At 54.2% G+C, this 13,661-nt stretch carries 12 protein-coding genes; 6 read left to right on the plus strand and 6 right to left on the minus strand.

Annotated features, from left to right (window positions below; all coding sequences use genetic code 11):
• Nucleotides 1-27 precede the first annotated feature (27 nt).
• Nucleotides 28-1,623, plus strand: a complete 1,596-nt coding sequence (locus tag ACIP6T_RS05200) for an ABC transporter substrate-binding protein (protein WP_400455745.1) — start codon at nucleotides 28-30, stop codon at nucleotides 1,621-1,623.
• 1 nt (nucleotide 1,624) lies between these two features.
• Here the strand turns inward: ACIP6T_RS05200 and ACIP6T_RS05205 are convergent, their stop codons facing one another.
• A complete protein-coding gene (locus ACIP6T_RS05205) occupies nucleotides 1,625-2,551 on the minus strand; it encodes a LysR family transcriptional regulator (protein ID WP_097097387.1) in 927 nt (308 codons plus the stop codon).
• Between the two features lie 148 nt (nucleotides 2,552-2,699).
• Here ACIP6T_RS05205 and ACIP6T_RS05210 point away from each other — a divergent pair, with 148 nt between their 5' ends.
• A complete protein-coding gene (locus tag ACIP6T_RS05210) occupies nucleotides 2,700-4,121 on the plus strand; it encodes a M20 family metallopeptidase (RefSeq protein WP_400455747.1) in 1,422 nt (473 codons plus the stop codon).
• Complete coding sequence (locus ACIP6T_RS05215) at nucleotides 4,118-5,392, plus strand: MFS transporter (protein ID WP_400455749.1); 1,275 nt, start codon at nucleotides 4,118-4,120, stop codon at nucleotides 5,390-5,392. The genes ACIP6T_RS05210 and ACIP6T_RS05215 overlap by 4 nt, the downstream gene beginning before the upstream one ends.
• Before the next feature lie 38 nt (nucleotides 5,393-5,430).
• Here ACIP6T_RS05215 and aldA read toward each other — a convergent pair whose 3' ends face one another.
• From aldA to ACIP6T_RS05230, 3 genes are all read right to left on the minus strand, one after another.
• Nucleotides 5,431-6,867, minus strand: coding sequence for an aldehyde dehydrogenase (gene aldA / locus ACIP6T_RS05220; protein ID WP_400455751.1), 1,437 nt, complete (start codon nucleotides 6,865-6,867; stop codon nucleotides 5,431-5,433).
• 202 nt (nucleotides 6,868-7,069) lie between these two features.
• Entirely contained in the window at nucleotides 7,070-7,168 is a 99-nt protein-coding gene (locus ACIP6T_RS05225; protein ID WP_141400252.1) for a YoaK family small membrane protein, read from the minus strand.
• 14 nt (nucleotides 7,169-7,182) lie between these two features.
• Nucleotides 7,183-7,506 (minus strand): hypothetical protein, encoded by a 324-nt coding sequence (locus tag ACIP6T_RS05230; RefSeq protein ID WP_097097383.1) that lies wholly within the window; start codon nucleotides 7,504-7,506, stop codon nucleotides 7,183-7,185.
• A gap of 366 nt (nucleotides 7,507-7,872) precedes the next feature.
• Here ACIP6T_RS05230 and rhaT point away from each other — a divergent pair, with 366 nt between their 5' ends.
• Nucleotides 7,873-8,907: an L-rhamnose/proton symporter RhaT gene (rhaT, locus tag ACIP6T_RS05235; RefSeq protein ID WP_400455754.1), complete on the plus strand. Its 1,035-nt coding sequence runs from the start codon at nucleotides 7,873-7,875 to the stop codon at nucleotides 8,905-8,907.
• A 28-nt stretch (nucleotides 8,908-8,935) separates the two neighbouring features.
• On the opposite strand, the gene rhaR is transcribed toward rhaT, so the two are convergent.
• Both rhaR and rhaS read right to left on the minus strand, forming a co-directional pair.
• Nucleotides 8,936-9,802 (minus strand): HTH-type transcriptional activator RhaR, encoded by an 867-nt coding sequence (rhaR, locus tag ACIP6T_RS05240; RefSeq protein ID WP_345829789.1) that lies wholly within the window; start codon nucleotides 9,800-9,802, stop codon nucleotides 8,936-8,938.
• 15 nt (nucleotides 9,803-9,817) lie between these two features.
• A complete protein-coding gene (gene rhaS, locus ACIP6T_RS05245; RefSeq protein ID WP_400455756.1) occupies nucleotides 9,818-10,639 on the minus strand; it encodes an HTH-type transcriptional activator RhaS in 822 nt (273 codons plus the stop codon).
• 290 nt (nucleotides 10,640-10,929) lie between these two features.
• On the opposite strand from rhaS, the gene rhaB reads away from it, so the two are divergent.
• Together rhaB and ACIP6T_RS05255 are read left to right on the plus strand one after the other, a co-directional pair.
• Nucleotides 10,930-12,402, plus strand: a complete 1,473-nt coding sequence (rhaB, locus tag ACIP6T_RS05250; protein WP_400455758.1) for a rhamnulokinase — start codon at nucleotides 10,930-10,932, stop codon at nucleotides 12,400-12,402.
• Entirely contained in the window at nucleotides 12,395-13,651 is a 1,257-nt protein-coding gene (locus ACIP6T_RS05255) for an L-rhamnose isomerase (protein ID WP_400455760.1), read from the plus strand. The genes rhaB and ACIP6T_RS05255 overlap by 8 nt, the downstream gene beginning before the upstream one ends.
• Nucleotides 13,652-13,661 lie beyond the last annotated feature (10 nt).

Below are 13,661 nucleotides of genomic sequence, written 5' to 3' on the forward strand. Positions count from 1 at the left end.
GGAAGTCAATAAAAAGCGAGGATAATGATGAAAAAAGTGATGGCAAAACTGACGCTCACGGCACTGGGATTAGCGGTTGCCGGCGGAGTTTCGGCGAAAACGCTGGTTTATTGTTCAGAGGGATCGCCGGAAAACTTCAACCCGCAGTTGTATACCTCGGGCACCAGCGTGGATGCCAGCGCCGTGCCGATTTTCAACCGCTTGGTTGATTTCACTCCGGGTACAACCAAACTGGTGCCGAGCCTGGCCGAGAGCTGGGATATCAGCGCGGATGGTACGGTTTACACCTTCCACTTGCGCAAAGGGGTAAAATTCCAAAGCAACAAGCTGTTTAAGCCTTCGCGCGACTTCAATGCCGATGACGTCATTTTCTCGTTTATGCGTCAGATGGACCCGAAAAACCCCTACCACAATGTCTCTGGAGGTAACTACGCTAACTTTGAAAGCCTTGAGTTGGCGAAGCTGATCAAAAATATTGAAAAAGTCGATGACAACACGGTGCGTATCACCCTGGCACATGCCGAAGCGCCATTCCTCGCCGATTTGGCGTGGTATTTCGCCTCAATACATTCGGCTGAATACGCCGACCAGATGCTGAAAGCCGGAACGCCGGAAAAAGTGGATATGGAGCCCATTGGCACCGGACCGTTTGAGCTGGTGCAGTACCAAAAAGATTCGCGCATTCTCTATAAAGCCTTCCCCGAGTATTGGCAGGGCAAGGCGAAGCTCGATCGTATAGTGTTCTCCATCACGCCGGATGCGTCGGTGCGTTACGCCAAGCTGGAGAAAAATGAGTGCCAGATTATGCCGTTCCCCAATCCGGCCGATCTGGAGAAGATGCGCGCCAATCCTGACTTAACCCTTGAACAGAAATCGGGCCTCAACACCGGTTTTCTCTCTTTCAACACCACCAAAGCACCGCTGGATAACGTTAAAGTACGTCAGGCGCTGGCGATGGCGATCAACAAGCAGGCGATCATTGATGCCATTTTCAAAGGCACCGGCACCGTGGCGAAAAACATCCTGCCGCCGGACGTGTGGAGTGCGGATAAAGATCTGAAGGATTACGACTACGATCCGGCGAAAGCCAAAGCGCTGCTGCAGGAAGCGGGAATCAAGCCGGGTACCGAAATTGCGCTGTGGGCAATGCCGGTACAAAGACCGTATAACCCCAACGCACGTCGTATGGCAGAGATGATCCAGGCCGATTGGGCTAAAGTGGGCATCAAAGCCAATATCGTGAGCTATGAGTGGGGCGAATACCTCAAGCGCGTCAAGGATGGTGAACATCAGGCGGCGTTGATGGGCTGGACCACCGCAACCGGTGACCCGGATAATTTCTTCGGTCCTCTGTACAGCTGCACGTCAGCTAACGGCGGCTCCAACTCCTCGAAATGGTGTTATCAGCCGTTTGAGAAAATCATCACCGACGCGCGGGCTGAGCAGAATCATGACAAACGCGTGGCTCTTTATCAGCAGGCGCAGCAGATGATGCACGACCAGATGCCTGCGGTGATGATTGCTCATTCAACCATTTTCGAACCGGTACGCAAATCGGTGAGCGGCTATCAGGTGGATCCGTTCGGTAAGCACATCTTCTATCCGGTGGATATTAAGAACTAAATTACGGCTTCCAGCGCTGACGTAAAGGCTCTTCCAGCGCATCAAGTTGCTGTAGCAAAAAAGTGAGAAACACATTCAGGGCGGCGCTACGGGGCCGCCCTGAATGCGTCTGCAGCTGCAAGGTGCGCTGGCTCAGCTGATCAATGCCCACCGAGCGCAATATCAAACCGTGTGTTTCAGCTTCCTGCAGTACGGTAAAGGCACTGCAAATAGTCACTGCCTGCGGCGTGCGTAGCAGAAATTGAAATAGCATGGAGAAGGTATCGCAGGTCATTACCGGCTCTAGCAGGCAGCCGCTCATGTGGCTGGCGAGTTCAAACAGCTGCCGTACCGTGGTGTTCTGCTGCGGCAATGCCAGCGGATAGTGGTTCAGATCGGCCAGCGTGACATGTGTAGCTTTGGCTAAGGGATGGCTGTGATGCATCACAATGAGTACTGGAGCAGGCCACGAACCCACAACATCAACGCCCCGTTCAGCGTGCAGGCTGAACTGCAGGGCCACATCACAGTCGCCGTTGCGCAGTGCTTCCGCCACGCCTTGCGTGCTTAACACCTTTACTTCAAACAACACGCCAGGATTGTGAACGCGAAAGTCTGCAATCATGCGCGGTAAAAGGGTAAATGCCAGTCCATCGGTACAGGCGATGCGAATCAGCGTGCGGCGCACCGCGTTTAATCCTTTAATTTCCGCTAGCGCGTACTCCATATCCAGCATGTTTTTATGCACGTGGTGCGCGAAGATTTCTCCAGCCTCATTCAGCGCCATTCCGCGTGCGTGGCGGTCAAATAGCGGTGCGCCAACCTGCTTTTCCAGCCGTTGAATTTGGCGACTAATAGCGGAAACGGCAACAAACAGCTGTTGACTGGCCGCGCTTAGCGAGCCGGTATTAACGACGGCGAGAAAATAGCGGATTTCAGTGCTTAACATGCAGACGCCTCATCGTGGAGCATGCCTCATAACCGGGCAGGCGAGTTTTGCTTTAAAAGCAAATGTTACTCGATAATTTGATAATTGTGGCAAAGCAGAGTTTCCGTAAAGATGAAATTACGACAAAACAATAAAAGACAGAGCAAACATGACGGCACAACAAGCGGTGCAACAAGCCAGCGCCTATTTTGATAGCGGGGAATTCCAACGTATTTTGGCGCGTCGCGTCGCCCAGCGCACAGAGAGCCAGCGACAAGATCGTGATAGCGAATTACAGCGTTACCTGCAGGATGAAATCGGCCCACAGCTGATTGCGCTCGGCTTCACCTTGCATTTTATCGACAATCCGGGAGCCGCCCATCGTCCGTTCCTCGTGGCGGTGCGCATTGAGGATCCCGCTCTACCAACGCTGCTCAGCTACGGTCATGGCGATGTGGTATTTGGCGATGATGAAAACTGGCGTGAAGGTTTATCACCGTGGCAGCTGGTGGAAGAGGGCGATCGTTGGTATGCCCGGGGTAGCGCAGATAATAAAGGCCAGCACTGCGTCAATCTGGCCGCGCTTGAGCAGGTTTCCCAGGCGCGCGGCGGCAAACTGGGCTTCAACTGCAAAATACTGTTTGAGATGGGCGAGGAGATCAGCTCGCCAGGCCTGGCGCAGCTGTGCCATCAGCACAGTGAATTGCTGCAAGCCGATCTGTTTATCGCTTCCGACGGTCCGCGTCTCAATGCGATTCGCCCAACGCTTTTTCTGGGTTCACGCGGTGCCGTTAACTTTCGTTTGACGGTTAACGCCCGTGATAACGCCTATCACTCTGGCAACTGGGGCGGCTTACTGACCAACCCCGGCACGCAGCTGGCTAATGCGATTGCTTCGCTGGTCAACGCGCAGGGCGTATTGCAGGTTGATGCGTTGAAACCCAACTCACTCACGCCGCAGGTGCGCGAGATTCTGGCGGATATCGAGGTCGGGGGCATGCCGGGCGATCCCGCTATTGATGCCAACTGGGGCGAGCTAGGGCTTTCGCCTACTGAGCGGCTGTATGGCTGGAACACGCTGGAAGTGTTGTCATTTCTGACGGGCAATCCGGCGCAGCCGATGAACGCGATTCCAGGCAACGCAACCGCAGTATGCCAGCTGCGCTTTGTGGTTGGCACCGATTGGGAGCACCTTGCGCAGCATATTAGCGCCCATCTGCAACGACACGGTTTTGGCTACGTGGACGTTGAGTTCCTGCGCGGATCGCCCGCGACACGTCTCGATCCCACCGATCCGCTGGTCAATTGGGTGCTGACCAGCATGGCGGAAACGTGCGGCAAGAAACCGGCGCTGCTGCCTAATCTCGGCGGTTCGCTACCGAATGAAGTGTTCTCCGATATTCTCGGCTTGCCAACGCTTTGGGTGCCGCACTCCTATCCGGCCTGCGGCCAGCATGGCGTGAACGAGCACATGTTGAAATCGATTGCCCGCGAAGGTTTGCAGATCATGACGCGCCTGCTGTGGGATCTGGGTGAGCGGGGAACCGAACTGGTGGCGCAGCACCGTGCGCACGTGGGAGGTGGGCGATGAGCAGCGTGAATACCACCTTGTCATTGAGTACCACCAAACCGAATCTGCATAAAACCCTGTTTGCTACCTGTATTGGCAACGCGCTGGAGTGGTTCGACATCGCCGTTTACGGCTTTTTTGCCAGCTACATCGCGCATGCTTTCTTCCCCACCAGCGATCCCTCGGTCTCAATGCTGCTGACGTTTGGCAGCTTTGGCGTATCGTTCCTGATTCGTCCCTTGGGTGCCATTGTGCTGGGCAACTACGCCGATCGCCACGGACGCAAAAAAGCGTTGCTGCTGTCGATTAACCTGATGATGCTCGGTGGCGCGGTGATCACCTTTATGCCGAGCTACAGCAGCATTGGTGTGATAGCGCCATTGCTGATTTTGCTGGCGCGCCTGGTGCAGGGATTTTCAGCCGGTGGCGAATTTGGTAGCTCGACGGCCTTTCTGGTGGAGCATTTTCCGGAGCGCAAAGCTTTTATTGCCAGCTGGCAGTTCGCCACTCAGGGTGCCAGTACCTTGATGGCGTCAGCATTTGGGCTGGGATTGACGCAGGCTCTCACAGAAAGCCAGATTCAGGAGTGGGGCTGGCGGATCCCCTTTGCCTTTGGTCTGCTGATTGGTCCGCTGGGGATTTATATACGCCGTCACGTCCATGAACCCGCAAGCTTCGCCGAACACAAACCGGAAGCCGCGCCGCTGAAACGCCTGTTGGGTCGACAAAAAGAGCTCATGCTGTTGGCGATCGGCCTGATGGTGATTTCGACTGCCGTCAATTACATGCTCAATTACGTGCCGACCTATGCCACTAAAAATCTGCACTTGTCGGGGAGCGTCGCGTTCACTGCCACGCTGTTGGCGGGGGTGATTTTGACGGTAGTGACACCGATTATGGGCCTGTGGGCGGAGCGCGTAGGACGTGTACCGCTGATGTGGGGTTCACTGATTCTGCTGATCGTCACCATCTATCCGGCGTTTAAGCTGGTCGTGGAGCACGCCACGCCAACCACGCTGATTCTGCTGGTGTGCTGGATGGCGCTGCTGAAGTCGATTTACTTCTCTACGGTGCCTTCAGTGATGGCGGATCTCTTCCCGATCGGCACGCGCGCCAGCGGCATGGCCATTAGCTATAACGTGGCGGTAACGGTGTTTGGTGGTTTTGCGCCGCTAATCTGTACCTTGCTGATTAGTGCGACCGGCACCAGTCTGGCGCCGGGCTATTATCTGATGGCGATGTCACTATTAAGCGGTCTGGCCTTGCTGCGCAGCCAGAAGCGCATTGCGTAATGGTTTTCCGGTGCGCAGCAATGCGCACCGGGTTTTCCTCATGAGAACTGCAAATAGGCGACGTGCGTCTGTAGAAACTCTTCTAACCCGTGACGTCCATCGGCGCCCCCAATCCCCGACTTGCGCCAGCCCGCGTGGAAACCTTGCATCGCTTCAAAATTCTCGCGGTTGATGTAGGTCTCTCCAAACTTCAGCTTACGCAGTGCCACCATTGCGGTATTCAGATTTTGCGTATAAATCGATGAGGTAAGGCCGTATGCGCAATCGTTGGCCAGCGTGACGGCTTCATCAAGCGTTTTAAAGCTCATCACTGGCAGCACCGGTCCGAAGATTTCCTCTTGCATGATCTCCATATCCTGACGCACGCCAGTAATAATGGTGGGTTCAAAATAGAAGCCTTTATTGCCGGCACGTTTGCCGCCCAGAACCACTTTGCCGCCATCAGCGACCGCTTTTGCAACTTTGTGTTCAACGCGCTCCAGCGCGGCGGACGTAATCAGTGGGCCCATATCAATGTCGTTTTGCTCAGCCGGATTACCGAACTTCACCTGCTGCATCGCGCGAGTTAGGGCACTGATAAAGCGGTCGTAAATGCCTTCCTGCACGTAAACACGCTCAGCACAGTTACACACCTGCCCGGTGTTGATTACGCGCGAACTGACAATGGCTTTAACCGCTAAATCCAAATCGGCATCATCCATCACGATTGCTGGTGCTTTTCCGCCCAGCTCCAGCGACACTTTGGTGACATTTTTCGCCGCTGCTTCCATGGTTGCGATGCCGGCGTTGACGCTGCCGGTCAGGCTCACCAGGCCCACCTTCGGGTTGCCTGCTAGCTCCTGGCCAATTTCCGGGCCATAGCCGTAAACAAAGTTGATCACGCCTTTTGGCAGGCCAATCTCATGAATAATCTGCGCGAAAATTGCCGCATTGTTCGGCGTCAGTTCACTGGGTTTGATCACGATAGTGTTGCCGGTCACCAGCGCAGGCGCCGCTTTACGCGCAATCAGGAAGAAAGGGAAGTTCCACGGCAGGATGCCAGTGGTGACACCGATGGCTTTTTTGAAGACAAAGATGTTTTCGTTGGGACGATCGCTGTTAATGATCTCGCCGTCATAGCGGCGCGCCCATTCAGCCATGTACTCAAGATAATCGGCGGTGAATAGCACTTCGGTTTGCGCCAGGCCTTGCGTTTTGCCACCCTCAGCAACGATAGTCGCGGTCAGTTCCGGCTCGCGCTGGCGAATAGCTACCGCAATTTTGCGCAGCCAGTTTCCGCGCTCCACGGCGGGCAGGGCTTCCCAATCAGGTTGCGCCGCTTCGGCGGCGTGAATCGCCTGCGCGGCATCTTGCCTACGCCCTTCGGGTATGCGCGAAAGCAATACTTCTGTCGCCGGATTAATAACTTCTATCCATTTATCATTCTGGTCGGCAACAAACGCGCCATTAATATAATGTTGGTGATGTGTTGTCATATGCAGGCTCCCCGCGATCGTTTTCGTTAAAATTCTGTGAAATAAAGAGTGAAACAGATCAGGGTGTCGCACCTTTTCGTCATTGCCAGGACGAAGGGTGGGATGGCAAAGAAGGGAAGAAGAGCGTGACGGACGCAGCATTCCTGGCGAAATGCCGCGTTTTCAGGTGGTTAGTTGCGCCTGGGCAAATGTTAAATCGTTATCAGGAACCCGGTACAGCTGCACCACTTACAATAAACCACGCTAGAAAACTAACGCCGGCAATAATGATGGCAATGGGGAAAAGCAGTCCGATTTTCATAATAATCCCGTGAGTTATGCGAGTTGAACGATCGCGCGATGGGTTTTCATCATACTGAACAGCTGGAATTGCGTTGCGTCATCAACCTGACGCAGATGTTCACCTTTTTGATAATGAATACTGTGGACGTGTCCCAGCTGGCGCCACACCACAATCACCGACGCCAGCAGGGCGCAGTTCTCTTCGCTCTGCAGGCAATCAATCGTGGCGTAATGTGCCTCATCCAGTCCATTAATAAAGACGTTGAGCGCCTGCGCTGGCACGACAGCGCGGATGTCATCGAGCATCACGCGACTCACCGATTGCGACAGCAGCAGCCTCAATCTTTTGGTATTCATCTCAATCCTTCGTCCTGATGATTTTCCCAACGTTATACGGATTATTTGTCAGCGGGGAAAGCCTGGCGCACGGCTTTGTGTGACTGCCATGTTAAAGGACGCTTTGGCAGTGAAGTAAATACTGTGCTGATCGACACAACAAAAAATAAAAATATGCTGAATAATAAGCTACTTATCAAAATCCTATGCTGTCATGCCTGCAAATGCGATTTTGTGATCCTTATGTTGATGACCCCCCGAATTTTGCCAGTCACCTGCGCTTTCCGGCAGCCATTCAAAGGCTGAGCGAAAGCGGCTCACCGTAGACTGCCGGTAATCGGGAGACCGCCGGTTTCCTGTTGGCCTCAACCTTACGAAGGAATAACAATGAACAGTGCCATCATTGCAGGTATTTTCTGGCATCTGGTGGGTGCCGCCAGTGCCGCCTGTTTTTATGCTCCATTTAAGCAGGTGAAAAAGTGGTCTTGGGAAACGATGTGGTCGGTCGGGGGTATTATGTCATGGCTGATTCTGCCTTGGGCGGTCAGCGCCGTCTTGCTTCCTCACTTCTGGAGTTACTATAGCAGTTTCAGTTTTTCACAGCTGATGCCGGTCTTTCTGTTTGGTGCCATGTGGGGCATAGGCAATATCAATTACGGTTTGACCATGCGCTATCTGGGGATGTCGATGGGCATCGGTATCGCCATCGGTATCACCTTAGTGGTAGGAACCCTGATGACACCGCTGCTGCAAGGGCGTTTTGTCGAGTTGTTCAGCTCGGCAGGTGGACGAATGACACTGCTCGGCGTGTTTGTTGCGCTGATCGGTGTAGGAATCGTGTCACGTGCTGGTCTGTTGAAGGAGCGCGCGCTGGGTATCAATGCCGAAGAGTTCAATCTGAAAAAAGGACTGGTGCTGGCGGTCATGTGCGGCATCTTCTCTGCGGGCATGTCGTTTGCGATGGATGCCGCGAAGCCGATGCATGAAGCCGCTGCCAATTTAGGTATCAATCCCCTCTATGTGGCATTGCCGAGCTACGTGGTAATCATGGGCGGTGGTGCGTTGGTGAATCTGGCTTACTGCTTCATCCGCCTGGCGGTAAAAAGCGATTTGTCTGTGCGTCGTGATTTCTCGGTCGCTAAGCCCATGCTGCTTGCGAATATTGCCTTTGCCGTGCTGGGCGGCACCATGTGGTATCTGCAATTCTTTTTCTACGCATGGGGCCACGCCAAAATCCCAGCGCAGTATGACTTCGTCAGCTGGATGCTGCATATGAGTCTTTACGTGCTGTGCGGCGGCTTGGTCGGATTGGTGCTGAAAGAGTGGAAATCGGTGGGGCAACGTCCAGTACGCGTCCTTTCTCTGGGTTGTGTGGTGATTATCATTGCCGCCAACATTGTGGGTTTAGGCATGGCGGCCTGATGAATAGCCTGATGCGCCAAATGGCGTGTCAGGCTTTGGCCTTTTCTGATAAGAGTTCTCGCTGCGGCAGGAAGCGCTGCCGCCAGGCACTCGGCGTTAATCCCGTTTCACGCGTAAACACCACCGAAAAGTAGTTGCTGTCATCAAAGCCACACCGCGCCGCCACTTCACTGATTAATCCCTCTTGCGTCCGTAACAGATATTTCGCCTGACAAAGCTGGAGCTGTCGTAAATAGTGCCCAACGGTCATCCCCGTTTGCTGACGAAAAAGCTGTTTTAATGCGCGTTCACTTAACTGATTCTGTTGACAAAAAAGGGATAAATCGAAGGGGCGACTGATGGCACCTTGCAGCGCCGACATCAGGAGATCAAGCTGTTCGCCTTCCGGCAGTGCCCAGGGGCGATCGGCTGCATAACCGTGCCGCCGCAAAATGAGCGCCAGCTGTAAAAACAGGGCTTCAGAGAGCTGTATCGAAAGTGAATCACTTTTACGGCTTTCGCGTTCTAGCTGACTAATTACGCCGCGAGCCAATGCCATACCGCGCGTGGTTAAGCGCCAGCAACCGGGAGAATTCTCTTCCTGTGGAGGCAGCAGCTGACTCCAGTCGAGGCCAAGGCGAAAGCGATCGCGACAGTAAAGTATATTGTCGAGCGCCAGATCGTTGACGCTGTCATAGCTGTGGCAATCATTGTCATGGATGTAAAACACATCGCCGCAGGTCACTAACCATGGACGATCGTTTAATACATGCAGGCCGTTGCCGCGCCAGACAATGACAATTTCACTGAACTCATGGCGATGTGGCGGAAAGGAGGGCTGCGGCATGCGCTCGGCCACGGCAATCGGCAGATTGGTGGCCGGGAAATAGTCTTCGCGCGTTAAGAGCAACGGCATGAGAAAACACTCCGGTTATAGCATCTGCTGGCGCTCCGCTCGGGGCGCGCAGCCAAATTCTCGCCGGAACAGCGTGGAGAAGTGGTTACTGTCACCAAACCCACACTGATAGGCGATGTCGGTAATGCGCATATCGCTATGACGCAGTAAATGCCGCGCCTGTAACAGGCGTAGCCGATTAAGGTAACGCTGCGGCGTATTGCCGGTTTGCTGCTTCATCTGACGGTGCAGGGTACGCAGCGACAACGAAAAACGATCGGCCAACGCATCCCACACAATATCTTCACTGTAGTGTTCATTGAGCCAGTCAAGCAACCGGTGCAAGCGTGCTTCCTGGTCCTGAGAGTGATCGTTGTGAGCCGCTTCGCGCAGCAGCACCAGCAGTTGCAGAAAGAGCTGTTCCTGGTGTGCGTGGCGTTCCAGCGACCAGCCATCCTGTTGCTTCATCTGCGTCACAATGTGCAACGCTTGCGCCATGACTTTGTGATTAATGCGCCAATGCGAAGCGTAGTTATCCTCTTCCTCACGAGGCAGCAACGCCTGCAAACCGGAAAGAAATCGAAAAGAGGCCGGGCTACGGTAAAGCACATTGGTCAGGCACAAATTTTCGGTTTGCTCATAGAGGTGGCGATCGTGATCGCGAATAAAGCATACGCATCCGGCAGATAACGCCTGCGGCTGACCGTTAAACACATGAATACCTGAACCTTGCTCCACCAGCACAATTTCATGGAAATCATGATGATGTTCAGGAAACGCCTGCTGTGGCACGCGCGGCTCAATGGCGATGGCGTAATCCCCGGCTGGGAAGAAATCTGCGCTATGTAGAACAGTCATGGTTCGCCTCTCATTTGACTCAACTGCAGCCGAGTCTACGCAGGCGCCCCGCAGCTTACCTTGAATTTTGAACTGTGTGACGCAGGAAAATGGCTAATTTTTCAAGATCTCATCGGCGAATGACGGAAATGCGGCAAGGCTCACAACTCTCTACTTATCGGGTTATGTGAGCTTTCTCACGAACTTCTTTGTCCGTCTGCCAGCAGATATTACGGCCTGGCAGTAAGGGGAAGGTGGCCAAAAGCAGAGGTTTCTAATCTGTAGTCATCTCATTACAGGAAGAACACGCCATGAGTATGCGTAACATTGTTGCCATTGATTTAGGCGCATCCAGCGGGCGCGTGATGCTCGCACAATGGAGTTCAGCGAAGCAGCACATTAGCCTGCGCGAAGTCCGCCGCTTTACCAATCAGCGCGTACGCCGTGCCGACTATGATTGTTGGGATCTGGACCGACTGGAGCAGGAGATACGTCTCGGACTCGCCCAGCTAGACGACGAAGGCATCGTGCCAGACAGCATCGGCATTGATACCTGGGGCGTCGATCTGGTGCTGCTGGATGCCAACGGCGAGCGTGTCGGTGAGGCGGTTAGCTATCGTGACAAGCGCACGGAAGGGCAAATGGCGCAGGCCATTAACGACCTTGGCAAAGAAGCCATCTATCAACGTACGGGCATTCAGTTTCTCCCCATCAATACGCTCTATCAACTGCGTGCGCTGCATCAACAGCAGCCCGATTGGCAGGCACGAGTGCGCCATGCCTTAATGATTCCGGACTACCTGCATTATCGCCTTACCGGCCAGATGAACTGGGAATATACCAACGCCACAACGACACAATTGCTCAATATCCAGAGCGGTGAGTGGGACCACGATTTACTGGCATGGGCGGGTGTCCCTGCCGAGTGGTTTGGTAAACCGACGGCACCGGGAAATACCGTGGGATACTGGACCAGCGCCAGTGGCAACCATATTCCCGTGATTGCTGTCGCCACTCACGACACCGCCAGTGCGGTTCTGGCGACACCATTGATGCAGGATGATGCTGCCTACCTCAGTTCAGGCACCTGGTCACTGATAGGCATTGAGAGTTTGCAGCCTTGTGTCAGCAGCGCTGCGCTTAACGCCAACGTGACTAACGAAGGCGGAGCAGAAGGCTATCGTGTGTTGAAAAACATCATGGGCCTGTGGCTGCTGCAACGAGTGTGCACGGAACTGCACATTACCGATCTCTGCTCACTGATCGACGATGCTGCACAAGAACCGCTGTGCCACGCCCTGATCAATCCCAACCACAGCCGCTTTATCAACCCTATCAGCATGGTCCAGGAGATCCAAAACGCCTGCGCCGAGCAGAATATGCCGGTGCCGCAAACGCCTGCCGCGCTAGCGCGCACCATTTTTGACAGCCTGGCACTGTTATATCGCCAGTCAATCGGAGAACTCGACCAGCTCCGCGCCACGCCGCTGCGGCAGCTGCATGTGGTGGGCGGTGGCAGCCAAAACCCGCTCCTGAACCAACTGTGTGCCGATGCTTGTCAGTTACCCGTATTGGCCGGCCCTATTGAAGCCTCAACGCTCGGCAACGTCGGTTGCCAGTTAATTGCGCTGGGGGAATTGCGTGACGTTAACGATTTACGCCGCTGCATCAGCCAAAACTTCCCGTTGAAAACATTTGAACCGCTAAAAAACAGTGCCTTTGCTGCCCATCAGGCACGCTTTGCGGCGCTGAGCCAACCTGCTAAGGAACTTGCATATGACTAAGCTGATTGAACAAGCCTATGAACTGGCTAAACAACGCTATGCCGCGATGGGCATAGATGTGGAACAGGTGATGGCGCAACTGGATGGCATTCCTGTCTCAATGCACTGCTGGCAGGGCGATGATGTACGCGGTTTTGAAAATCCGAACGGCGAGTTAACCGGCGGCATTCAGGCGACGGGCAACTATCCCGGCCGCGCCCGCAATGCTGACGAGCTGCGCGCTGATGTAGAAAAAGCGATGTCGCTTATTCCCGGCGCCAAACGCCTCAACCTGCACGCGATTTATCTGGAGAGCGATAAGCCGGTTGATCGTGATGCAATTGAGCCACAACATTTCAGCAACTGGGTGGAATGGGCTAAAACGCATAAGTTAGGTCTCGACTTCAATCCAAGCTGCTTCTCGCATCCGCTGAGCGCGGATGGTTTCACGCTGTCGCACGCAGATAACGGTATTCGCCAGTTCTGGATCGATCACTGCAAAGCCAGCCGCCGCATTTCTGCCCACTTTGGCGAGCAGTTAGGTACACCTTCGGTCATGAATATTTGGGTGCCGGACGGAATGAAAGATCTCACCGTCGATCGATTAGCGCCACGGCAACGACTGGCCAGCGCTCTTGATGAAGTTATCAGTGAAAAACTCAACCCAGCGCATCATATCGATGCCGTAGAGAGCAAACTATTTGGCATTGGGGCAGAGAGCTACACCGTGGGCTCCAATGAGTTCTGCCTCGGGTATGCCAGCAGCCGCCAAACCGCATTAACGCTCGATGCCGGGCACTTCCATCCTACCGAAGTGATTTCGGACAAAATATCCACCGCCATGCTTTACGTGCCGCGTCTGCTGCTGCATGTGAGCCGCCCAGTGCGTTGGGACAGCGATCACGTGGTCATTCTCGACGATGAAACGCAAGCCATCGCCACTGAAATTGCCCGCCACAAGCTGTTCGACAAAGTGCATATCGGCCTCGACTTCTTCGATGCTTCGATCAACCGCATCGCGGCATGGGTGATTGGGACGCGCAATGCCAAAAAAGCGCTGTTACGTGCGCTGCTTGAGCCAACCGATCAGTTACGTAAGCTGGAATTAGAAGGGGATTACACCGGCCGTCTGGCCATGCTGGAAGAACAGAAATCCTTGCCGTGGCAAGCGGTATGGGAAGCATGGTGCCTGCGCCACGATGTTCCGGCTGACGCCAGCTGGCTGAGCGAAGTCCGTCATTATGAACAACAAACACTGCGTCAACGTTAAGGGACACATC

Origin of the sequence: Pantoea sp. NPDC088449 (assembly GCF_044753225.1) — a bacterium.
Taxonomy (GTDB): Bacteria; Pseudomonadota; Gammaproteobacteria; order Enterobacterales; family Enterobacteriaceae; genus Pantoea; species Pantoea floridensis.